The organism is Melghirimyces thermohalophilus (genome assembly GCF_900102685.1).
Taxonomy (GTDB): Bacteria; Bacillota; Bacilli; order Thermoactinomycetales; family DSM-45169; genus Melghirimyces; species Melghirimyces thermohalophilus.
The window spans coordinates 128045-149350 of sequence record NZ_FMZA01000006.1; the positions used below are offsets into that span (position 1 = coordinate 128045).

At 52.5% G+C, this 21306-nt stretch carries 24 protein-coding genes and 1 pseudogene; 12 read left to right on the top strand and 13 right to left on the bottom strand.

The window, feature by feature from the left end; genetic code table 11:
* The first annotated feature begins 63 nt into the window (after positions 1-63).
* Positions 64-576: a DUF3907 family protein gene (locus BLP91_RS06000; protein WP_091567679.1), complete on the top strand. Its 513-nt coding sequence runs from the start codon at positions 64-66 to the stop codon at positions 574-576.
* A 50-nt stretch (positions 577-626) separates the two neighbouring features.
* Here the strand turns inward: BLP91_RS06000 and BLP91_RS06005 are convergent, their stop codons facing one another.
* Positions 627-1685: an acyltransferase family protein gene (locus BLP91_RS06005; RefSeq protein ID WP_176757858.1), complete on the bottom strand. Its 1059-nt coding sequence runs from the start codon at positions 1683-1685 to the stop codon at positions 627-629.
* Between the two features lie 249 nt (positions 1686-1934).
* Here BLP91_RS06005 and BLP91_RS06010 point away from each other — a divergent pair, with 249 nt between their 5' ends.
* From BLP91_RS06010 to ytxJ, 5 genes are all read left to right on the top strand, one after another.
* Positions 1935-2609: a tetratricopeptide repeat protein gene (locus tag BLP91_RS06010; RefSeq protein ID WP_091567684.1), complete on the top strand. Its 675-nt coding sequence runs from the start codon at positions 1935-1937 to the stop codon at positions 2607-2609.
* 346 nt (positions 2610-2955) lie between these two features.
* Positions 2956-4110 (top strand): N-acetylglucosamine-6-phosphate deacetylase, encoded by a 1155-nt coding sequence (gene nagA / locus BLP91_RS06015; protein WP_143003478.1) that lies wholly within the window; start codon positions 2956-2958, stop codon positions 4108-4110.
* 387 nt (positions 4111-4497) lie between these two features.
* Positions 4498-5088, top strand: coding sequence for a Myb-like DNA-binding domain-containing protein (locus BLP91_RS17250; protein WP_091567692.1), 591 nt, complete (start codon positions 4498-4500; stop codon positions 5086-5088).
* A gap of 41 nt (positions 5089-5129) precedes the next feature.
* Entirely contained in the window at positions 5130-5522 is a 393-nt protein-coding gene (locus BLP91_RS16330; RefSeq protein ID WP_143003479.1) for a hypothetical protein, read from the top strand.
* Between the two features lie 111 nt (positions 5523-5633).
* Positions 5634-5981: a bacillithiol system redox-active protein YtxJ gene (gene ytxJ / locus BLP91_RS06035; protein ID WP_091567696.1), complete on the top strand. Its 348-nt coding sequence runs from the start codon at positions 5634-5636 to the stop codon at positions 5979-5981.
* Between the two features lie 54 nt (positions 5982-6035).
* Here ytxJ and BLP91_RS06040 read toward each other — a convergent pair whose 3' ends face one another.
* From BLP91_RS06040 to BLP91_RS06055, 4 genes are all read right to left on the bottom strand, one after another.
* Entirely contained in the window at positions 6036-6509 is a 474-nt protein-coding gene (locus BLP91_RS06040) for an acyl-CoA thioesterase (protein WP_245662155.1), read from the bottom strand.
* A gap of 78 nt (positions 6510-6587) precedes the next feature.
* On the bottom strand, positions 6588-8198 hold the full coding sequence (locus tag BLP91_RS06045) for a CgeB family protein (RefSeq protein WP_091567701.1): 1611 nt from the start codon (positions 8196-8198) through the stop codon (positions 6588-6590).
* A 12-nt stretch (positions 8199-8210) separates the two neighbouring features.
* Complete coding sequence (locus tag BLP91_RS06050) at positions 8211-9356, bottom strand: NAD-dependent epimerase/dehydratase family protein (protein ID WP_218119236.1); 1146 nt, start codon at positions 9354-9356, stop codon at positions 8211-8213.
* Positions 9353-10324 carry a Gfo/Idh/MocA family protein gene (locus BLP91_RS06055; protein ID WP_091567705.1) on the bottom strand — a complete coding sequence of 324 codons (972 nt, stop codon included), beginning with the start codon at positions 10322-10324 and terminating at the stop codon, positions 9353-9355. Before BLP91_RS06055 ends, BLP91_RS06050 begins: the two co-directional genes overlap by 4 nt.
* Before the next feature lie 69 nt (positions 10325-10393).
* Here BLP91_RS06055 and BLP91_RS06060 point away from each other — a divergent pair, with 69 nt between their 5' ends.
* Both BLP91_RS06060 and BLP91_RS06065 read left to right on the top strand, forming a co-directional pair.
* On the top strand, positions 10394-11503 hold the full coding sequence (locus BLP91_RS06060; protein ID WP_091567707.1) for a DegT/DnrJ/EryC1/StrS family aminotransferase: 1110 nt from the start codon (positions 10394-10396) through the stop codon (positions 11501-11503).
* Positions 11500-12228, top strand: coding sequence for an acyltransferase (locus BLP91_RS06065; protein WP_091567710.1), 729 nt, complete (start codon positions 11500-11502; stop codon positions 12226-12228). The genes BLP91_RS06060 and BLP91_RS06065 overlap by 4 nt, the downstream gene beginning before the upstream one ends.
* Here the strand turns inward: BLP91_RS06065 and BLP91_RS06070 are convergent.
* The 4 genes from BLP91_RS06070 to BLP91_RS16930 form a co-directional block, all read right to left on the bottom strand.
* Entirely contained in the window at positions 12225-13133 is a 909-nt protein-coding gene (locus BLP91_RS06070; protein WP_091567712.1) for an NAD-dependent epimerase/dehydratase family protein, read from the bottom strand. The two genes, BLP91_RS06065 and BLP91_RS06070, sit on opposite strands and share 4 nt — an antisense overlap.
* Positions 13130-13351 carry an LSm family protein gene (locus tag BLP91_RS06075; RefSeq protein WP_091567715.1) on the bottom strand — a complete coding sequence of 74 codons (222 nt, stop codon included), beginning with the start codon at positions 13349-13351 and terminating at the stop codon, positions 13130-13132. Before BLP91_RS06075 ends, BLP91_RS06070 begins: the two co-directional genes overlap by 4 nt.
* Position 13352: 1 nt before the next feature.
* Complete coding sequence (locus BLP91_RS16695; protein WP_176757859.1) at positions 13353-13616, bottom strand: DUF2642 domain-containing protein; 264 nt, start codon at positions 13614-13616, stop codon at positions 13353-13355.
* Between the two features lie 656 nt (positions 13617-14272).
* Positions 14273-14383, bottom strand: a complete 111-nt coding sequence (locus BLP91_RS16930; RefSeq protein ID WP_218119237.1) for a sporulation protein YjcZ — start codon at positions 14381-14383, stop codon at positions 14273-14275.
* Between the two features lie 756 nt (positions 14384-15139).
* Here BLP91_RS16930 and BLP91_RS06085 point away from each other — a divergent pair.
* The 4 genes from BLP91_RS06085 to BLP91_RS06100 all read left to right on the top strand — a co-directional run bounded on the left by BLP91_RS06085 (position 15140) and on the right by BLP91_RS06100 (position 17501).
* Positions 15140-15427 carry a hypothetical protein gene (locus tag BLP91_RS06085; RefSeq protein ID WP_091567720.1) on the top strand — a complete coding sequence of 96 codons (288 nt, stop codon included), beginning with the start codon at positions 15140-15142 and terminating at the stop codon, positions 15425-15427.
* A gap of 75 nt (positions 15428-15502) precedes the next feature.
* On the top strand, positions 15503-15730 hold the full coding sequence (locus BLP91_RS06090; protein WP_143003481.1) for a hypothetical protein: 228 nt from the start codon (positions 15503-15505) through the stop codon (positions 15728-15730).
* Between the two features lie 18 nt (positions 15731-15748).
* Positions 15749-16045 carry a spore coat protein gene (locus BLP91_RS06095; protein ID WP_176757860.1) on the top strand — a complete coding sequence of 99 codons (297 nt, stop codon included), beginning with the start codon at positions 15749-15751 and terminating at the stop codon, positions 16043-16045.
* Between the two features lie 28 nt (positions 16046-16073).
* Complete coding sequence (locus BLP91_RS06100) at positions 16074-17501, top strand: FMN-binding glutamate synthase family protein (RefSeq protein ID WP_091567727.1); 1428 nt, start codon at positions 16074-16076, stop codon at positions 17499-17501.
* 505 nt (positions 17502-18006) lie between these two features.
* Here the strand turns inward: BLP91_RS06100 and BLP91_RS06105 are convergent.
* The 4 genes and pseudogenes from BLP91_RS06105 to BLP91_RS06115 all read right to left on the bottom strand — a co-directional run bounded on the left by BLP91_RS06105 (position 18007) and on the right by BLP91_RS06115 (position 20990).
* Positions 18007-19110 (bottom strand): 5-methyltetrahydropteroyltriglutamate--homocysteine S-methyltransferase, encoded by a 1104-nt coding sequence (locus tag BLP91_RS06105; RefSeq protein ID WP_091567729.1) that lies wholly within the window; start codon positions 19108-19110, stop codon positions 18007-18009.
* 108 nt (positions 19111-19218) lie between these two features.
* Positions 19219-19413: a hypothetical protein gene (locus BLP91_RS17600; RefSeq protein ID WP_483819093.1), complete on the bottom strand. Its 195-nt coding sequence runs from the start codon at positions 19411-19413 to the stop codon at positions 19219-19221.
* 1 nt (position 19414) lies between these two features.
* Positions 19415-19624: pseudogene (locus tag BLP91_RS06110) on the bottom strand (iron-containing alcohol dehydrogenase); the annotation flags it as partial.
* A 97-nt stretch (positions 19625-19721) separates the two neighbouring features.
* Positions 19722-20990 carry an LPXTG cell wall anchor domain-containing protein gene (locus tag BLP91_RS06115; protein WP_091567731.1) on the bottom strand — a complete coding sequence of 423 codons (1269 nt, stop codon included), beginning with the start codon at positions 20988-20990 and terminating at the stop codon, positions 19722-19724.
* Between the last annotated feature and the right edge of the window lie 316 nt (positions 20991-21306).

A 21306-nucleotide genomic window follows, 5' to 3' on the forward strand; every position in this document is an offset into this window, starting at 1 on the left:
TGCTATACTGGGGCAAGCTGAATGATTGTAAGCATGTACCATCTCAAGGGGGTAACAAAAGGTATGTCTCGGGAGCAGACCAAGGAGCTGTGCCGACTCACCCGGGAACGTCTCAAGATGGCCAACAGCTTGTTACGCGATTTTTTGGACTTTCACCATCTTCCGCTGCTGCGGGAGGATCGGGGGAGTGAACGGAAGGATGACCTCTATTTGCGTGAATGTCTGGAAGATTTGAGGCATCTGTCGGTCTATTGTGATCTGGGGTATGAACGAGTGAGTCTAGCTCTGCGGCGTGCCCGGTTTAACGAGCCGTTTGCTGAGAGGGTGCTGACTGAAGTCGTCCACACGTGCATCGACAAGTTTTATCATCCCCGCAACGAGGTGTATGAAGAAGAGCCTCATTATATCTACACCAACCGGGATAAAATTCGGTTTCGGGAAGAACCGCCCGCGTCCGTGAAGGAGTTGACTCTTCGCCTGGCCGGGATCTTCGAGGAGTTGCGGATGGAACTGGAAGCGTTCGATTCGGATATCCCCACCCGAATTCCGGTTCGTTCCCACAGCGCCACATCATAAACGCAAAAAGGCCCGCTGCGGAAAGCGGGCCTTTGATATTGTTTTCTCAATCAGCTGGTTTGGCGGTTTTCCTTCCGATGATCTTCTTCATCCCGAGAGAAGAGCAAGGCGCCCAATTTAGGCTGGACGAGGGGACGAGTCCAGCGATAGACCCAGTTTGAGGAGAGGAAGAAGGTGAGACCGATCGCCGCCAGAATGACCAACAGATGGTCGAAGAAGGACAAAAACTGCTGCTGGGGGTTCAACGCTTTAAAGGTATGGATAAAAAAGCCGTGCCACAGATAGACATACAGGGAACGGGTTCCCAGGCGGCTGATCAAAAGTTTCCGTCGGGGAACTAGCGCCAGAAAACAGACTGAGGCAGCCACGGCCAGGACATAGGTGATCAAGCGGTACACAGCGGCATACCATTCAGTGTGGCCCAGCTCCGCATAGGGAAAGGAGTAGTACAACCACCGGCGCCAGTCGAGATCCAGCACCACGGAATGGTATTCCAACCAATACATCAGGGCAAATATGGCACCGGCGCCCACGACGGCCCATACCCGTCGTCCCTTGGACAAGAGGAGATCAAAATGATGTCGTTTCAAATAGAAACCGGCAATAAAAAAAGGGAAAAAGGCCGCTGTTCGAGCCAGACTCAAAAAGCTGTCCATATCCTCCATATAACCGGCCAGCAGCGCCAGCACTACAGAGGTGATGATCGGGTATTTTAACGGAACGAAATAAGGAAGAATCATTTTCCAGGTAAAAAGGCTGAGCAAGAACCACATCAGCCAGTAAGGATCCAGAATCGACAGGCTGAAGTCTTCAAATTCCCGCGGCAGGGCATCAAACACGGAGTAGAAAACCTGGAACAGCAGGTAGGGCACCAAAAGGGATGTGATCGTCTTTTTCGATTGGCCCTCTTTTTGGTAGTTTTTGGAGAAATAGCCGGATATTAGAATGAAAAGTGGCATGTGAAAAGTGAAGAAGGTGAGATAAAGGGTCATCATCAAAGGGCTTTGGTTGACAAAGGGTCGGATGGCGTGACTGACCACCACCAACAAAATCAAGAGAAACTTCGCATTATCAAAATAAACATCCCGTTGTTTTCCGTTTGTGCCCAATAAAAAAACTCCTTGTTCCTTGCTGTTTTTCTCAGTGGTTTGGTTTAACTCTCCTTTAAAATTTACAATACCCTCGAGCTCAAATAAAACCCCCGATTTGGATTAATTTTGGAGGGATGAATGGGAAGAGTTTGTCGAAATTACGTGACAAAATATGTCGAATGCGATAAAATCAAAGCGTTGTTATAGAACACCGGTAAGGTGCTGACGGAACAAAGGATCCAAATTTGGGAGAAAGGGGAGTCCGAAATGCCTGGAATCACAGCGGCGAATGATGACCCAATCATGGACACCGGGAATTCGAGGAATGCGGAAGCTGATCGCCAATGTGAAATGGCTCGGATCAAAGTGAGGAAGAAAAGGTATTCCGAAGCTTTGGATGCCCTGGAAGGGGTGCTGAAGGCGGACCCGTTTCACGCCGAAGGTCTCCTGCTCCGGGCCCGGGCTCTGGAAGACATGGGTCAGTTAACAGATGCCCGGCTTTCCCTGGAAAAGGTTCTGAGCCAATATCCGCAATATAGCCCGGCTCATCGGGAATACGGCCGATTTCTGCTCCGCGAAGGCTCCCCTAGGTCGGCGGAGACCGAGTTGTTGCGGGCACTGACTATCAACCCACAGGACGCATATGCCCATGCTCTTCTGGCTGAAGTGTATGTATGTACTGGTAGAAAGCAACAAGGCTTGCTTCACCTGGAGATCGCCTCGCGTTTCCGGACAGAGGAGATTCGCTATTACGAGGTGTGCGCCAGGGTCCTCACCCGTTTGGGGGATACGTCGGAGAAAGTTCGGTTTCTGAAGCAAACCGTCTTTTCCCATGCCGATAACCGGGCGGCCAAAGCTCGATTTCGCAGGGCGATTCGGGCGGAGCGCCGGGGAAAAGACCGGCCGGCTTTCCGTCGGTATTTCCGCAGAGTCTGGTCGTAAATTTGTTTCAAAAAAATGCAGAAAATATCCGAAACAAACATCGACAAATTTCGCCGATTATGGTAAAGTAACAGTGTAAGCGAGGTTGACCTCCTTGCTTATGCTACCACGCTTCTTAACTCCTTAATCTTGACCCTCTTTCATGTGGCCAGGGATTATCCTGGTCTTTTTCTCTGTTTTCATTCTCTTTTATACATTCCACCTTCCGAAACACTTTAACCCCCTCCTTCGGCGGAAAGGGGGATTTTTTGTCCGCTTTTGGTTTCATTGACGAATTCACCTGCTAACGGTAAGCTGGGAGAGGAATGGAGAACAGCCGCAACCGGCTGAGCGCGAGGTGAACACGGTGTCTGTGAAGGTATTTCGGGGCCGATTGGTCCTTGCGGACGGGATGATGGAGGATGGGATGGTGATCACTGAAGGGGATCAGATCCGTTATGTGGGTGAGCCGATCCATGTGGAGTCCCCTGAGGAGGAAATCACATCATCCGGCTATATCTGGCCCGGCCTGATCGATCTCCACGTGCATGGTGCGGGAGGCGCCGACGTGATGGACGGAACCCCTCAAGCCCTACAAAGGATTTCCCATACCTTGGCTTCCTATGGGGTGACCGGGTTTTTGGCTACCACTGTCACCATGGACAAACCCCACTTGGAAAAGGCTCTGGCCAATGTGAGCGATACCTCGTCGTCCCTGACTGGAGCCCGCACCCTGGGCGTCCATCTGGAAGGACCCTGGATCTGTCCGGCAAAACGAGGTGCTCAAAATCCGGAATATATTCAAGACCCTCAACCGACAGACGCCGACTGGGCGATGGAAGCTTCTCGGGGAAAATTGCGCCTCGTTACAATGGCCCCGGAGCGTTCCGGCGCTGCAGCTCTGATAGAAAACCTCCACCGGCAGGGGGTCGTGGTTTCCGCCGGACATACTTCGGCCTCCTTTGAGCAGCTGATGTCGGCGGTGGAGGCGGGCGTCTCCCATATCACCCATGTCTTCAACGGCATGACTGGCTTGCATCATCGGGAGCCGGGGGTTGCGGGAGCGGCGATGGCAGATGATCGTGTCACCGTGGAAGTGATTGGAGACGGCCTTCATGTTCATCCGGCAGTGATCCGTCTCTTGTGCCGTACCAAGCCCGAGGACGGTCTGATCCTGATCTCCGACGGCATGCGAGCCGTCGGGCAGCCGGATGGTGTATATGATCTCGGGGGATTGGCTGTCACCGCTCAGCAAGGAAAAGCCACCTTGGAGGACGGCAGTCTGGCCGGGAGTTTGTTGACGCTGGATCAGGCGGTCCGCAACACCGCAGATTATGCTGATATTCCGCTGTGGAAGGCGGTGCGGATGGCGTCACTGGCACCGGCCAAACGGCTTGGACTGGCTGATGAGCTAGGAAGCCTCCAAGCGGGAAAACGGGCGGACCTCTCCCTCACCGATGAAAGAGGTCACATCCTGCGTGTCTTTTCTGGCGGCAGAGAGATTGCGTCAGCACGGGAATGACAGAGAGATAAACAAGGGGATTCACTTCAGAGCGAGGTGGCTATCCTCTTGTTTTTTTATTTTTTGCATCACACCAACGGTACCGGCTCCTGACGCCGTTCTATCAGAGGTTTATCCAGGTGATTGCGTGAACCCTGATGGGGAAAGGGTCGATGGTTTTCGAAGGATCAGCTATTTTAACGCTCTAGAGCCGAATCATGGTCATCTGGACTCAATGAAACCCGTCGTCGTGGGAGAGATCAGGGTGGAGAGTATTCGGCTGAAGAAAAGGTTTGGCAGGTTCCAAGCCTTTTTTCTTGCAATTTTAAAGCAGAATGTCACCTTCCTCCTGTCCGCCCAATAATATATATACCGATAGAATGCTGTGTAACAAAAGGAGGTTTTGACATGAAAGGGCGGCATTGGACGGAGGAAGAAGACCGCTTGCTGGCGGATACGGTTCTCCGGCACGTCCGGGAGGGAGGCAATCAGCTGAACGCTTTTGAAGAAGTGGCTCAAAAAGTAAACCGAACTCCAGGGGCTTGTGGTTTTCGTTGGAACGCCGTCATCCGCAAAAAAGAGGCCGATGCCTTTCACAAGGCCAAACAGGAACGGATCGCCAAGCAGCTGCGAAGAAAGCAGAATTCCACTCTATCATTAAAAGATGTTATCCGGCACTTGCGAGAATTTGAATCGGAATATCGAATGGCGTGGGACCGCGTGTCGGAGTTGGAACAAGAGCTGGCGGAAAAGAAAAAGAGATTGCGGGAAGCTGAGGCAGAACACAGACGCCTGACCGAGGAATGGAAAGCCTTCGAAAACTTTCAGCATGAAATCGAAGATCGCTACACCAGCCTGCTCCGCTTGTTTCGAACCGCCCGTCGGTGGGAGGAGCAGGGTGTAGATGCACAGCAAGAACCCCTGGATGCCTCCGTAGAAAAACCCGAATACAAACCGATCGGGTCAGATGCGGGGTCGGAAAAGGAAGCCAACTCATAACATGGACATATAAGACGGCACAAAAGAAAGAGGTGCGAGTCTTGGCAGGTCCCTGGAATGGGGAGGAAGATCGGCTGTTGTTGCAGTGGATTGCCCAGTGTCAGCGATGGGGATGGAAACGTGCTGACTCCTTCTCTTGGATTGCTGAGCGATTGCGAAGAAGTGAGAGCGCCTGCTATGAGAGGAGGAATACCTTGCGAAGAACCGCCTATACCCATGCCCGCCGCACCGATGCGCGATACCTGACGGAACGGATCAAAAAGTTGGAAGAGAAGTTGGAAACCAGCCAAGACGAGATAAAAAAGCTGATCGTGGAAAATCGGAAAATCCGCGAGGAGATGCGATTTTTCGAAACGATGTTGTTGGAGGAATACCGACTGCTCAACTCTCTTATGGACAAAAGAAGACCAAAATCGAGGATTCATCGGTTATAAATACCGTAACGACTGAGGGAACCTATCGGGGTTCCTTATTTGTTTGACCGGATGATCCGCGGTGCAAAATAGGGTATGATCGAGAGAAAGAGATGAAAGGAGTAGAAGGGTTTGGCACAATGGACAGAGATCACGGGACTGGATGAGTGGAACCGGGTATTGGAAAAGTCCAACCAGCATCCGGTGTTGGTGATGAAGCACAGTACCCGCTGCCCCATCAGCGCCGATGCATGGGAAGAGTTTCAGCAATTTGTCGCTGCCCATGAGCCGGATGCGGCAGAGTTTGTGATGGTGAAGGTGATCGAATCCCGGGAGGTTTCCGACCGCATCGCCGAAGAGTTGGATGTGCAACACCAGTCTCCGCAGGTTATCCTTGTTCGCGATGGTCGAGCGGTGTGGAACACCTCCCACTGGCATATCAAAAAACCGGCTTTGGAAGAAGCGATGCAAGCCGTCTGATGATTTTTCTACAGCAAACCCGTTGACGAATCGGTCAACGGGTTTTTCATGAGATCAAACATATCCTTTTTTGCGCTTTTTGCGATGGGCTGCCCGTTCCTTTCCTCGTTCAAATTGGAAGTGTTCTTCCTCTGTGCTAAGCTTCATCGGGGGAACCTCGACCGCTTTCCCTTCTTGATCGACAGCCACCATGGACACGAAACAGATCCCGGTCACATGTCGGTCTCCGTTTAAAAGATCTTCCCCCTCCACAATCACTTGGACTTCCATGGAGGATTTGCCCACCCAGCGCAAAATTGCGGTCAGAATGATGCATTCTCCCACTTTGAGGGGAGAGATAAAATCCATGCTGTCGAAGGAAGCGGTAACCACTGGCCTGTGGGCGTGGCGGGTGGCACAAATGACGGCGACGCGGTCGATGTAAGACATCACCTCGCCGCCGAAGATAGTGCCATGATGGTTGGTTTGGGGAGGCAAAATGATATCGGTCAAAACGGTCTGTGATTCAGCCGGAGATTTTGGTTCCACATCGATCACCTCACCTCCCATTCATTGCCGATTTGGTAGACGGCTATACCTCGCGCCGGAGACGTTCCCAGCGTGTTGCTAATCGACAAATGGAATCCATGGGTGGATCCGATTTTTTTGTCGATTTCGATAGGTGATTTCCAATCGTGGGATAAAGCGTTGGTAATAGACCAATCCCGACAAAGCGTGATTCTTAGGTTTTTGTCTTCCTAAAAATTGAATCGCCCCATCATGAGGATCCGGGATGGATAGGTAGACCCCCATGGTTTTTTTCTCTTGTTTGATTAAACGGCTTATCAGCGAAGTGACCGTAAGGGTAATAGGAGTTTGAAACACCCGTTCTCGACGGGATTTGGTGATGGGAATCATTTGAGGTTCACTTTCCAAGATGAGGGTTGGATCTACAGGATTGGTTGGCGGCTCCTTGCGGCTGAAAAATTGGCACATCATCTGAGTGGACTTGGTGGGGCAGACGGCCAGGAATAACTTCAACTGTGCTTCATATACCTCCAACCCCTTCAACAGGCTGGATTCCAGTGAAAATAACAAACCGCTGCGATATTCCTTCTTTTGGAGAGCACCCGGCTTTCTTTTGACGATCAGATAGGGAGCTTTAATGAGATGTCCATTGGGAAAGGTGGTGGAGAAGGTGGAATGGGCGCGAATTTCCTGTCTTGGGAATGGAGCGAGAAACGAGAAGCTTTTCCTTTTTTTTCGTTTAGGCCGCAAGTGCTCAGAAGCGATACTCACCATCTCCCGGACCCGATGTGCGTAGGTGTGGTTTTGATGCACCCATTTTTGACCCTTTGTCGCTATCCGTTGTCGCGCCAGTCTATTTTGAAGCAGGAACTGAGTTCGGGCGAGGGTCTCGGCTGGTTGATGGCTGGTTAGCAGATGAAGGCCGGGTTGAAAATGGCGCAGAACCGCGGGGGTATGATTGGTGATCAGCAACCCACCTGAGGCTATACATTCCCATGTTCTGCGGGTTAATAGCTGCTGATGGTTTTGGATTCCCAGGACGATTTTTGAAGCAGCATACACGTAAGGGACACGATTATAGGGAATCGATCCCCGTATGGCGCGATCCGGAATGGGAAAGGGCAGGTACTGCCTTCCGTGTTCCCAACCTTTTCCCCAGATGGATATCGCATAATTTTTTCGCAACAAAGGTTCCAACAGAAATTTGAGGCTGTTGATTCGCCAGCTGTCCATGGTCGCGTTGGAAAAATTGGCTACCAGGGCGATGTCGGACTGATATTGGGGCAATGAAGGGAGTTGGCGATGAATGGCCGGATTGCAGGCAAAGGGCAGATAGTAGGAGGGGGTGCCCCTCTCTTGGTACATGGGCGGCGCATCGTAGGCATGAGTCAAGACGACATCTGGCCGGCCGGTTTCCAGGACATACATCCCCCAGTAATCTGTATGAAGGGGATCTTCTGTGGACCAGAACACATGGAGGCTGTTGGTCTCTTCACAGTACTGCCGAACCGCCCGGAAGTAGGGCTCCCGATGAAAAGGGGTCCAGCCGTTGGTCAAGATCACATCGGGGCGGTACTGCTTCAGTTGTTGCACCAATTGATGAGGCGTCAGGTCAGGTGGAGGTATCATCAGCGGAATTTGATTCTCTTTAAATCCTGTAGGAACCGTCTGAATATAGTTGGGGATATTTTCGAGATAGTACCATTTCACAGGATCCCCCCCTTATAAAAAACGATCTTTGTATTCATGGAACACGGATCGATAAGGCATCAAATCCTTCACCATCCGGGATATCCCCTCCCGAAGTGAAACCGGCTGATCGGCGAGGAAGTGGTGTTGGAATCCTTTGTTCTCCATCTTCATTTGATGCGTTTCATTCTCTTTGCGCGGATTGGCAATGTGGGTCACCTCAGTTTTGAGGCCTTGCTCTCGTCCCGCTTGTTGAACCTCTTCCGCTAGTTGTTTGGGGCTGGCTAACAAAGTCATCTGGTTAAATACTTGGAACGTTTGCGGCGGAGAGTAGGAAGCGGCTTTGGCTAACGAATCGACGGCATCTTCCAAAGCGATCATCGGTTTCTTTTGCGCGCCTTTGCCGTATAAGGTGATGGGATGGCCGGCCAACATCTGAGCGCAGAAACGGTTGGCGACCACACCGAAGTAAAAATCGAAATCGAATCGAGTCGTCAGGTCCGGATGCAACCGGGTCTCTTCCGTGCCGGTTCCAAATACAATAGCGGTCCGTAGATCGGTGATCGTCAATCCCCACATCTTTGATGAGAGGTAGAGGTTGTTGATGTCGCCCACTTTGCTCATGTGGTACCAGGACGTGGCCATTCCGGGATAAGGGATTGTATCCGAGCCGGTGGCTGTTTCAACCTCGATGAAACCTTCGGGGATGGTGAAGTTGGGAGCGCCGTAAACCCCAGTCGTGGTCGTTTCCACTAAATGAGTTTCCCGCTCCAACCCGCATTCCTTGATCCCCCAGACCAGGTTGCGGCACATTTGGTTGTTGTTTTCTTGTGTGTAGTGCGCCAGCGGGGCGTGGAGGTGGGAATAGGGAGCGGCTGGTTGTGCAGCCATATGGAGGATGACCCGAGGTTGAAAGGTTTTTAACAACTGTAAAACCCTCTGATAGTTTGTGAGATCGGCTTCGATAAAAGATAAGTTGCGCATGCCAAAGGATCGGGCCGTCTTCAATCGTCTGTCCATCGAGGCGATCGGAATCGCGCTGACGCTGCCGATCTCCTCTACCCATCGCCGCCGTCCAAAATGGTCAACTCCGACCACCCTTTCTTCCGGAAAAGTCCGGCTCAGTTTTAACATCAATGGCCATCCGATATATCCGTCCGCTCCAGTCACCAAAATCACTTGTTGTCACTCCTTTTTACCATCTGTGATCGAATGCGATCGACCCATTTCATCACCCTCAACCCATCATGTTGCGATACTTCCGGTGGGCGGCCTGTTTTAACGACTGTGACGAACTCTTTGATCTCTTCCGATAAGGGGGAAATGTTGGGTACTTCGATCCTTTGTGTGTCGACGTGATGGGTGTACCGCCCCGATCGGGTGAAGCGATCAAGGCGTTGATGCAACAGATCGGCGACCCAGGTTTGATCCGTCTCCGTAAGAATGATCTCCCGCCGGTGTAATCCCCCGGTGCGCACCGCATGTATCGCCGCTTGAAAGGGTCCGTCGAAGGGGATATGGACCATGGCGTTATCGATGAGCTCCCGGTTCATCTCCTTTGGATAAATCACTTGGCCCGACGCCTGGATCTTGCGGGGTGAAACCTTGATTCGATTGGCGATGTGTAGCAGGAGATCGAGATCGTGGACCATTAACGTCAGCAACACATCGGCATCGATGTTTTTTCTCAACGGGGCGTACCGATAAAACTCTCCCATCACTAGCCGTTCGTATTGAACCGATCGCAACAGGGTGCGCACGACGGGATTGAATCGCTCCACATGTCCCACCTGCACGTGAACCCCATGGAGATCGGCGAGTCGACACAGTGCCGTAGCTTCCGAAACCGTATGGGTAAATGGTTTTTCCACAAACACGTGGCAGTTTTGGCGGATCGCTTCAGCGGCGACCTCATAGTGAGCGGTCGTTGGAACACAGATGACGACAGCCGCTGCTTCTTCCAACATCTTGCGCAGTTGGGGGGCCTGAGGCACTTTATATTTTGCAGCCAGGGTGTGGGCCTTGGCTTGGATCGGGTCAAACACACCGACGACATCCACATCGGGCAGGGATGTGAGATGGCGCAGGTGTTTTTCTCCCATATATCCAGCTCCAATAAGGCCGATGGCAATGTTTTTTGGGGACAATGATTCATCCTCCTTCTGGTCTTAAGGGATACCGATACGTCATAGGATGGAAGGTGAAGGAGGGAGCCGATGATACCGTTAATCGATATGGAACGTCAGCATCGATCGCTCAAAGACGAGATCCACCGGGAGATCCGTGATGTGTTGGATCGCGGACAATTTATCATGGGACGTGCCAGTAAAGCGTTGGAAGAAGAGATCGCCCGTTGCTGTCACACCCGGTATGGGATCGGTGTCAACAGCGGAACCGATGCTCTTTTCTTGGCCTTGTACGCTTTGGGTATCGGTGAAGGGGATGAAGTGATTACCAGCCCTTACACCTTTTTCGCTACTGTGGAAGCGATTGTCCACACGGGTGCACGGCCGGTTTTAGCCGATATTGAAACCGATACCTATCAATTGGATCCCGCTCAGGTGGAACAGGCGATCACCCCCCGTACCAAAGCGATCCTCCCGGTTCACCTCTTTGGCCATCCCGCCGATATGAGCACCCTTACCTCTATCGCCCGACGCCATCGGCTGGCTGTGGTGGAGGATGCCTGCCAGGCGATCGGTGCCGAAATCGATGGTAAGCCCGTCGGATCTTGGGGAGACGTCGGTTGTTTCTCCTTCTACCCCACCAAAAACTTAGGGGGAATCGGGGACGGAGGAATGATCACCACGTCGGATTCGGATCTGTACGAGAAGCTCCAATCGTTGCGGGCCCATGGAACGTATCGCAAATATCACCATTCGCGCTTCGGTTTTAACAGCCGTCTGGATGAAGTGCAAGCCGCTGTCCTGCGCGTCAAGTTACCATATTTAAAGCATTGGAATCGGCGACGAGGCCTGTTGGCAAGCCGTTACCGTAAGGCTTTTCAGTCGCTGCCGCTTAAACTGCCAGTGGAATCGACCTCGGTAAAGTCGGTCTATCACTTGTATATCGTGAGAACTTCCCGCAGCGCCTCGTTGAAGCGCTGGCTCCAGCAACATGGAATCGGATGCGCAATCTATTACCCGATGCCCATTCATCATCAAAAGGCCTGGCAGAATCGGTTTTCGGTCCCATCACTTCCTCGGTCCGAAGCGGTTGCGGGGTCCACCTTAGCCTTGCCCGTCTATCCGGAACTGACCGATGCGGAACAGGAAACGGTGATCGAGAAAGTGGCGCAATTTTTTAAGGAGGAGAAATCCCGTTGAAACCCTTTGTTCACCCGCAGGCGAAACTGGGAAAAGACGTACACATCGGTCCCTCGAGCACGATCGGTCCGCAAGTGACCATCGGAAATCACGTACGGATCGGTTCCCATGTGATCATCCACGATCGGGTTGAGATTGGCGATCAGGTGGAAATCGGAGATCATACGATCATAGGGAAACAACCGATGAAGCAATCTATATCCGATCCTGTCAAACTGGAAAAAAAGGTGCGGGTAGGGAGCAACAGCATCCTGTATCGCGGTTCGACGATCGGCCGGGGCTGTTTTATCGCCGATCTCGCCACCATCCGGGAGCATGTGACCATCGGAGAAAATGGAGTGGTGGGAAGAGGGGTCACATTGGAAAATCACATCATCATCGGCGATCGGGTCAAATTGGAAACCAATGTTTATCTGACGGCCTTTTCCCGATTGGATGATGATGTATTTGTAGCCCCCTGTGTGGTGACTTCCAACGATCCTTTTGCGGCTCGCGCTCCCCACCCGATCACCTTCCAGGGTGTTCATGTAAAAAAGGGCGGGAGGATTGGAGCCGGAGCGGTACTGCTGCCGGGAATCACGATTGATGAAGAGGGGTTTGTGGCGGCGGGCAGTGTCGTGACCCGAGATGTCCCCTGCAAAACCATCGTGAAGGGGGCGCCGGCGAAACCGTTCCGTCCCGTGCCGGAAGAACAATGGCTCTCCAATCTCCCACCCAGAACCTAGACAGGCGAAGAAAAATATGCTTCGATCCCCGCTTGGACGCTTTTCAGCTGCCGGTTCTGAAACAGCGTTTTGATTTTTTGCGTATCCAATGCGGTGAAGTGGGTTTTTTTCTCAGGGATCGTCCGCTCCTTCCGGAGGATGGGTACCGAACGGCCGAGGCATCGCTTTCCAGTTCGGTTGACTAAACAGGCCAAATCGAGGATCGAGTAAGTTTCCTCGCCGCCGAGATTGTAGATCCCTCGGACAGGGGTTGACAACGCCTGGTAGTAAGCCCAAGTGACATCGTCCAAATGAATGAAATTGCGCGTCTGCTGACCGGACCCGTAGATGGTGATTTCACGGTTGTGGAGTAAGGCGTGACAAAAGCTTTCAATCACCGTTTGTTTCGATACCTGTCCCCGGCCGTATACGTTGGATTGGCGAAAGATGACGATATCCAGGGTTCCCTTGGCTTGCTCGGCGAGAAGAAGCTCTTCTCCCCACTTCTTTAGATGGCCGTAAAAATTGCTGGGATTGAGCTTCGTCTGTTCGGTGATCACTTCCGCCTCCGGATCGTAGACGGCAAAGGAGGAAGGAAAGATGATTTTTCTTACTCCAGCTTGAATGGATTCCTGGATCAAATACTGGAGGGAGAGGAGGTTGATTTGTACCGCCTCTTTGTTATTTTTTTCGCATTGGGCGACATCGCTGATCGCACCCAGATGGATGATGGTATCGACACCGGACACCATCTGCTTCACATCATGAGGTTGGGTGAGATCCATGGAGTGAATAGGTACCCCGTCGACCTGAGACAAGCGATGGACGCTGAAGTTATCGATCGCTCGAATCGCCAGATGCTGGTTTGACAGAAAACGGACCAATTGGGAACCGATATATCCTGCGGCTCCGGTGACCAGAATCATCCGAGGACTCTCACATAGCCGATGTTTTGCATGACATAAGTGACCAAATTGGGAGATCCATAACCGGGTGGCGGAGCGGTCTGAATGGTAAATGCCGCCTCCGACACACCGACAAGCTGTCCCTGCACGGTTTCTCCTTCCGAGACGGCGACTTGAACCGTTCTACCAACGAACTGACGCAGTCGATTATCCATGTCCGTCCAATAATTCCAAACCATCTTACACTGCACCTCCTTGCGGGTCGATTGAGATGATGCTTTCGTGGTGAACCAGTGTGATGACACCTGCGGACAGCAATTCGATATAATCCGTTCCCACAGCGGTCAACTGTCCGGATATCGTTCCGGCGGTTGTCTCTACGGTGACGATTTGATTCAGATAATCTCGAAACCGTTGACTGATCGCACCGTATTCATTTCCTCCCAGGGGGCTGAAGATGGTATTGAGAATCCCCCCGACAAATTGAAAGATGTTGTTTAACACTCTTTCATCACCTCCTGGATTAATATGGTATGTTAAAAGAAAAGAAACGCTCGGGCGGCTGTTTATATTTGAGAAAAAAATTGTAATTGTGATAGAAACCATCATCTCATTAGGAGGGGGGCAGGGGGCCGAAGATACTTCCCAGTAACGACTCCACAAAGTCGAATACCCTTCGGAGGATGTTGCCGATCATTGGATTTCTCCTCACCTCCTTTCGATATCAATATGTCTTGGAAAATTTAGAGGAAAGGCAAAGGGGAAATAGCAGATCATTTGTGTGGACATCCTGTGATACATAGAAATGGGGAAGCGATCAGCGGCAGGTTCTTTAAGCGGGAGGTGCAAGGGTGAAATTCGTAAAAAAGCACCGTTTTTGGGCTCCTTTCATACCATGAAAAAAGAACCCCTGTTATGGAGTTCCTAGGAAGGGAGAGCTTGTCCAGAGAGGGATGGGACGGGGTTGCACATAAAAATGGACCCCCGGTTGGCCGGGGGTTGACTTCACCTGATCAGTAGCCCCAAATACCGACCAGGCCAAAGATAGTGGCGATGACCAGCAGGTAGAGAAGAAGTCGACGCAGGCCAAATCCGTAACTGTAACCGTAGCCCATGATTTCACCTCCTTTCACGAAGGGATCAGGGGGTCCGGTCCATCCTCAGTATCCCCCCCAGATTCCGACGAGGCCGAAGATGGTCGCAATAACCAGGAGGTAAAGCAACAGTCGACGGAGACCAAATCCGTAACCATATCCATAACCGCCACTCATGTTTCCACCTCCTTTCGAGAGAAACCTGAGATTGCGGTTTCTTTAGAATCCGAAGCAAACCAGACCGAAGATGGTGGCGATGATCAACAAATACAGCAACAGACGACGCAGGCCAAAGCCATAACCAGAACTGTATCCGGACATTGAGATAACCTCCTTTTCACGTTTTTCCTCACTCTATTAAATCTTCAAATTGACTTTTGTCCGGCGAACCGCTCAGAGCGCGATCCAGTTTCAGGGTTAACACCACCCCACCAAAATAAAAATGGTGGCGATGATTAACAGATAGAGGAGAAGACAACCCAAACCAAGACCGTAGGCACGACCGGACATGAACTTGTTCCCTCCTTCTTGGTTTTGCTACACCCTATGCGCCCTGGTTCAGTTGTGTACAGGCGGGTATCCCGATGGAGAGAAAAATTACGTGACGGATGTCATAAAGCGCCAACAAACCAAAAGATCACCGGAACAATCAGCAGGAACAACAGGAGTCGCTGTAGATCACTCCCGTAATATTGGCCATAACCGTAATAGCCGTAAGGATTCGACATATCCGCTTCCTCCTTTCGCATCTCCGTCCCCTCTAAAATAGGGACTTATTGCTTCACTTTATGAGGCACGAATCGAATCTGTTTCAGCTGTGTATAGACAATTACGTTCTCACCCGCCCAAATGAGGGAGAATTGGACGTGCGCCCGCGCCCTGGTGCCCCTAAAGGCATATGGTGAAGAGATCAACAGCCAACGGAGGGATAATATGGCGGGAAATTCTCCTTCAACGAGGGAAATGGTCCAATTGATCAACAATGTGTTGGGCCAACATGTCTTGTCGGAACAACAGTTGAATCAGATCATGAAAGGGGCAAAAAAAGCCCATGAACGGGGCGGCATGGAATCGGTACTGGAGTACCTGATGAAGGTAACCCAGGCGGATGTGGAAAAAGGTGAAGTGGAACAATTTGCCAAATCGGTTCAGAAGGATCCCCAAAAGGGGATGGATATTCTCCAGGGGAAACGAAAAGCGCCTAGAAACAGAAAGAAGTAGATGACGGCCGATGGGCCGATTTTTTTTGGCCGATTCCAGCCATACTATTCAGGAACATGGGAAGGAGGGGTGGTTTTGGAACAGTTGACGCAAATGGAATTGTTGCATCTCCAGGACCTGATCAGCGCAGAAGCCCTGGCGGTCCGTAAATACAACATGTACGAGTCGCATTGTGACAGCCAGGAAATGAAAAAGTGGTGCCGGGATGCCGCCGATCTTCATAGTCGACGGATGGAAAGGATCATGGAACAGCTCCGCCTTCATGATGGTCGGGAGCCAAGGGACGCGGAGAGAAAACACTGAATGACGGGAGGATCGATCATGGATCTGACAGAAAGAGAAATCGCCCAGGATCTTCTGATGATGGAGAAGCAGCTGAACCAATCCTATGACCAAACGGAGTCCTACTGTGCCAATCGCCAGCTGCGTCAGGCGATCCGCCGCATGCATGCCGAGGGAGATGAGCTGTACAGCCGCCTGTTTCACACCATGCATCAAAAGGGGTGGATTCAGACGCCGGTGGCGGGCCAACAGGAGATCGAAAGTGCCATCCTTTACTGGGAGCAGCAAACTGTGAAACAGCCGGAATTGGGTGGGGAGCACCCCCATGAACCATGAGTGGAACGGATTGGAAGGAGGGTAAGACATGCTGTCATGGCTGGTCAAACGGGTGACCAACGGCGTGGCGGATGCCATATTGAACCGGGTCATCCAGGACCCCTATACGGAAAATCTCTTCTCCTTCGTCACCATTGCCCAGAAACTGACGCCGCGGGCGATCGTGGAAGCGGGAATGCGGGCGGAGTCGGGAAAACCGATTCCGCGGCCCCTGGGCAGTCCCCTTGTACGGTCTCCCTGGGACCAGCTGATGTTTAACCCCGTACACCTCTACCGGATGCCCACCCAGGACGGCGTGCCGATCCGGACCGGGGTCACTATCGGTCCCCGGGCGCAAAAGCCTTTGCATTTGGAGATCCCCATCCTGATCTCCGGTATGTCTTACGGAGGAGCGCTGGGGTTAAAGGCGAAGATGGGATTGGCCCGGGGTGCGTCGCTGGCCGGGACAGCGACCAACTCCGGAGAGGCGCCGCTGGTGCCGGAAGAGCGGCGGGAGGCGAAATACTTTATCGGTCAGTACAACCGAGGCGGATGGATGAATGATCCCCACTCCCTGAGCCAACTGGATGCCATCGAGATTCAGCTGGGGCAGGGAGCCCAGGGAGCAGCGCCGATGGGAAGCGCCTCCTGGCAAATGGATGATTCCTTTCGGAAGCGGTTTCATATCCCCGAAGGGGAAGACGCTCCTATCCACAGCCGCCTGGAGGGAGTGGACCGGCCTGAGGATTTCCCGCCTCTTGTCCGCAACCTGCGGGAGACCTACGGGGTGCCGGTGGGCTTAAAAACCTGTGCCGGCCATTATTTGGAGCGGGAGTTGGACATCGCCCTGGAAGGGGAAATCGATTATATCGTGGTGGATGGAGCGGAGGCGGGAACCCACGGCGGCCCCACCATCCTGCAGGATGATCTCGGCCTGCCTACTCTACATGCACTGGCCCGGACCATCCGTCATCTGGAAAAAAGAGGGGTGAAAAGGGACGTCTCTGTGATTGCCGCCGGCGGACTGACCACACCGGGCCACTATCTGAAAGCGATGGCGCTGGGGGCCGATGCGGTCTACATCGGCTCGATCGCTCTGGTGGGAATGCTCCACACCCAATTTAACATCGGCTCTCCCATGGAACCTCCGGTACAGGTTCTCCTCTACCACGGAAAGTTCAAAGAGGATTTCAACGTGGAGCAGGGCGCCGAACACCTGGCCAAGTTCCTCAAATCCTGTGTCGAAGAGATGAGGGTGATGGCCTATGCACTTGGCAGGACAGATCTCAATCAGGTGGACCGCAGCGATCTCGTCTCTCTGGACCGGGAGCTGGCCCGCCTATTGGGCGTCGATTACGCCGGTCATCCGCGGGAAGAGCAAGCCTTCGCCTGGTCGGAAGAAGAGAATCCGTGGCGGTTTGCCGCCGAATCCCTCCCCCGCCACCCGGAAGAACCGCCGCCGCCTGCCTATCATTGATGTAAAAAGGATGGCCTGCCAGCCGTCCTTTTGGCAAAGGAACATAGAAGCATACACTTCAGGAGCGTTGTATTTGCAATTGTTTTCCAGCGGGAATATAATAAAAGCGAGGAAACGTCCCAGCGACTGTCGTCCCGCCCCAGGGCCGGCAGACCGGGTGAAAGCGGCCACTTTTACCCGGTTATAGAACATCAGCGACATCCTGAGGGATCATTGACAGCGCCGCCCGCTACCGGGTCGGCGTTTTGTTTTGTGCCAATCCAGCAACAGACGGAAGAAGCTGATCAGGACGGCGAGCGCCGCCAACAAAACCTTCACCAGCTCCAGTAGGCCCCACCCCCTTTTCGAAACGAGCTCGGTGCCGAGGGAGGGACCACGGAACGTTTCCCCGCAACTCTTATTCTAGCAAATTTTATACAATTTTGTGAGGATTGATTCCGATCCAGCCTGCGTAAAAAACCCTCCTATTCCTGTCGGATGCGGAGGGTTGGGTATCGAAGTGGACTCACTTCCAGATCTCCCGGGCCAGGTTTACCACATGGCTTAGTTTGGCCCACTGTTCTTCTTCCGTAAGCAGGTTGCCTTCTTCGGTGGAAGCAAAGCCGCACTGAGGACTTAAGTTCAACTGGTCTCCGTCGACAAAACGGGAGGCTTCGTCGATGCGCCGTTTGATATCATCGGGGTTTTCCAGCTCTCCGAATTTGGATGTGACCAGTCCCAGTACGATCTGCAGATCCCGCCGGTTGACAAAGCGAAGGGGCTCAAAGCCGCCGGCCCGGTCGCTGTCATATTCCAGGAAAAAGCGGTCCACATGGAGGCGTTGGAACAGGGTTTCCGCGACGGGTTCGTAACCGCCGGAAGCGATCCAGGTGGAGCGGAAGTTGCCCCGGCAAATGTGGATTGACAGCTCCAGGTCATCGGGACGATCCGTCACCGCTTCATTGATGGTGTTGGCATACCACGTGACTAGTTGCTCGGGGTCGTGCCCTTTTTCCTTCAATTGTTCCCGCTGTTCCCCAGAGCAGAGATAAGCCCAGGCGGTATCATCCAGCTGCAAATAACGGCAACCGGCGTCATAGAAGGCACGGATCGCTTTTTTGTAGGTTTGGGCCAAATCGTGGAAGAATTCTTCCGGATCGCTGTATGCCTCCTTGTCGATCTCTCCCCGAAAATGGAGCATACTCGGGCTGGGAATGGTCATCTTCGCCGTGTGGGAGCCGGCGATGTCATGCAAAAACTGAAAGTCTGATACCATCGGATGCTCGGTGAAATCCAGTCGATCTGTCACTTTGATGGCACGTGCCTTCGTCTGTTTCTGTTGAAATTGGATGCCGCCGCTCTCTTTCTCGTAACCTATGACCCCGTCCAGTTGTTCGAGGAAATCGAAGTGCCACCAGGCCCGGCGAAACTCGCCGTCGGTAACAGCCTGGAGCCCGATTTCCTTTTGTTTTTCCACGACCCGGGTGATCTCTTCGTTTTCGATCGACCGCAACTCTCCCGGTGTGATCTCACCGTTTGCTTTTTGTAAGCGCGCCTTTTTGATGCGTTTCGGTCGCAATAAGCTGCCTACGTGATCGGCGCGAAGGAGGTGTCTGTTCTCAGATGCCACTTTAAATTCCCTCTTTCTGTAAAAATTGGTACAGCGACTGCTTTCGACTGTGAGTGTAGCATTATTTACAGGTTTCCCAGATGGGTTGTTAAGCGTATGGAGGCTTTGCTATATATTAACGAAAAAAGAGGACCCACGTTTCAGATTGACGTGGGTCCCTTTTGTTGGGAGATACAGCGACATGCGCAAAATCTCTAATACATCTTTCCGGTTCAGCTTCTTAAAACGGCCAAAGGGGCCGTTGGCCATGGCTCGGTCTGCAATCTGTTCCAGATGGCTGTCATCGATGTCGTAATCCGCCAGCGGTGGCGGCCGAGGTGAGAACGGTTCCGAAGGGGAGGGCGTCGGTCACTTCCCCTTTGTGGGTGATAATATTCCAGATGTCCGCCTCTGATGCGGCACCAGAATCGCTTTGGTGCAGTCGATCACGCTGCCGCCGCCGACGGCCAAAAGAAAATCGATTCCATCCCTGATGACAGATCTCGATTTGCTTATTATTTGCCGACAAAACCCTTGAGAAAAGGACTGGAGGTAGATGATGAAGTAAAAGCCCCGCCAAACGCAAAAAGCAGCCTGCCGATGGATGGTGGGCTGCTTTTTTTAGAGAGTTGTTACTGGAAGCGACGTCTATACCACAACATGAGGATCACACCCAGAAGGAGAATACCGACTCCGATCCAGAGGTAAAAGGGGTAGGATACGGAGGTATCCGGCAGAGTGCCGCCGTTGTTATTATCCTTTTCCGGGGGATCCGAAGGGTTGGAACCGTTGTTGTTCCCGTTATTGTTCCCGTTGTTGTTTCCGTCGTTGTTTCCGTCGTCATCCGATGGGTCGGCAGGGACGCAGGCGTCGTTTTGTTGCAGGGTGACCTTCTGTGTCTTGTGTTTCAGAAGGGAAGTCACCCCGTCCAGGGTTCCGCCGAAGGTGACGCGGATGGTATAGCTTCCGGGGGTCAGTTTCTTTTCAGGAATGGTATAGCTGTATTGGGCTCCGCTGGGGGCCCCGGAATAATGCTTTCCTTTTATTCCGTTGTCGCCTTCATACTGAATGGTCCAGCCGCCGCGGGCGGTTTGGACTCCGTCCAGACGGGTGTCGATTTTCAGCCCTTTGTCCACGCAGGCGGTGTTGAATGCGACAACGGGATCGACGAAGGTTTGGCTGCCTCTTAATTTCACTCTCTTGCCGTCGACCATCCCTTTGAAGTGAACGGAAGCCGTGTATGATTTGCCGGGCTCGGGATCATCGATTCGGAGTTTGGCCTTGCGCATGGTTCCTTTGACGTTCTTTATGATTTTCTCCTTGCCGTCCACCCGGAAGGTCCAGGTTCCCTGCGTCTTTTCCCCTTCCGGAATCGAGCTCGTTACGACAACGACTCCCCCATCCTTGAGCCGGGGGCCAACGAACAATTTCCCCTGTTCTTCTTTTTTCGGTACCTTAAAATCGTAGGTTTGGGTTTGGGTTACTTCCACATTCCCGCTGGAGACGTGGAATTCACCGACGAAGTTGACGGTGACCTGATGATGGCCGGGAGAGACCCCTTCGAAGAAGCCTTCCGCTTCGATCGTGCTGATCGAATGGACTTTCGCATGGGTCTCACCATCCAGAATGAATTCAAACACGCCCTTGTCAAACTCCGTCGGCTTGACATCGGCGATTTGCGTGTGGAAGGTGACGTTCCGTGCTTCGTCAATGGACCACTCCGTATGAAATTCGGGGCTGTATCCGGAGTCATCATCATCTTTCGACGAAACCGTGGCAGAGCCCCCATCGCCGGGTACGGGATCCGTTACCGCCGATTGGTTGGCTGCCACTCCGGCGGGAATCAGGGTCACCGTCAGCATAACAGCCATCATCAAAGAAAAGACTTTACGCCAAAACATCTTTTTTTCCTCCCTTATTCATTTACTCTAGAACATTATTCGTACTGTACTTCAAATTTGGGTCAACAAACGAAGCCCGGTCGTTAAACGCGACCGGGCTTCACTCCGTCCTTGTTCTTGTACGGTCAACACTTGGCTTTTCTACTCACATGATAATCTAAGTCAAACGTCCACATAACGGCGAGGGGGATAACGTCATGGGTTGGTAATCACGGAGGTGGGGAAAATCATCAGTCGGCGAACCTCCAAACTGTCCTCGATTATCTGTTGCAGATCCGTCCGCTGGAGACGTATTACGCGTGGATCATCCTGGCCC

Coding starts and splice junctions, on each gene's coding strand:
- BLP91_RS06000 (WP_091567679.1), top strand. CDS start 64: ATGTCTCGGGAGCAGACCAAGGAGCTGTGCCGACTCACCCGGGAACGT.
- BLP91_RS06010 (WP_091567684.1), top strand. CDS start 1,935: ATGCCTGGAATCACAGCGGCGAATGATGACCCAATCATGGACACCGGG.
- BLP91_RS17250 (WP_091567692.1), top strand. CDS start 4,498: ATGAAAGGGCGGCATTGGACGGAGGAAGAAGACCGCTTGCTGGCGGAT.
- BLP91_RS06060 (WP_091567707.1), top strand. CDS start 10,394: ATGATACCGTTAATCGATATGGAACGTCAGCATCGATCGCTCAAAGAC.
- BLP91_RS06070 (WP_091567712.1), bottom strand. CDS start 13,133: ATGATTCTGGTCACCGGAGCCGCAGGATATATCGGTTCCCAATTGGTC.
- BLP91_RS06075 (WP_091567715.1), bottom strand. CDS start 13,351: ATGGTTTGGAATTATTGGACGGACATGGATAATCGACTGCGTCAGTTC.
- BLP91_RS16930 (WP_218119237.1), bottom strand. CDS start 14,383: ATGAGTGGCGGTTATGGATATGGTTACGGATTTGGTCTCCGTCGACTG.
- BLP91_RS06085 (WP_091567720.1), top strand. CDS start 15,140: ATGGCGGGAAATTCTCCTTCAACGAGGGAAATGGTCCAATTGATCAAC.
- BLP91_RS06095 (WP_176757860.1), top strand. CDS start 15,749: ATGGATCTGACAGAAAGAGAAATCGCCCAGGATCTTCTGATGATGGAG.
- BLP91_RS06100 (WP_091567727.1), top strand. CDS start 16,074: ATGCTGTCATGGCTGGTCAAACGGGTGACCAACGGCGTGGCGGATGCC.
- BLP91_RS06115 (WP_091567731.1), bottom strand. CDS start 20,990: ATGTTTTGGCGTAAAGTCTTTTCTTTGATGATGGCTGTTATGCTGACG.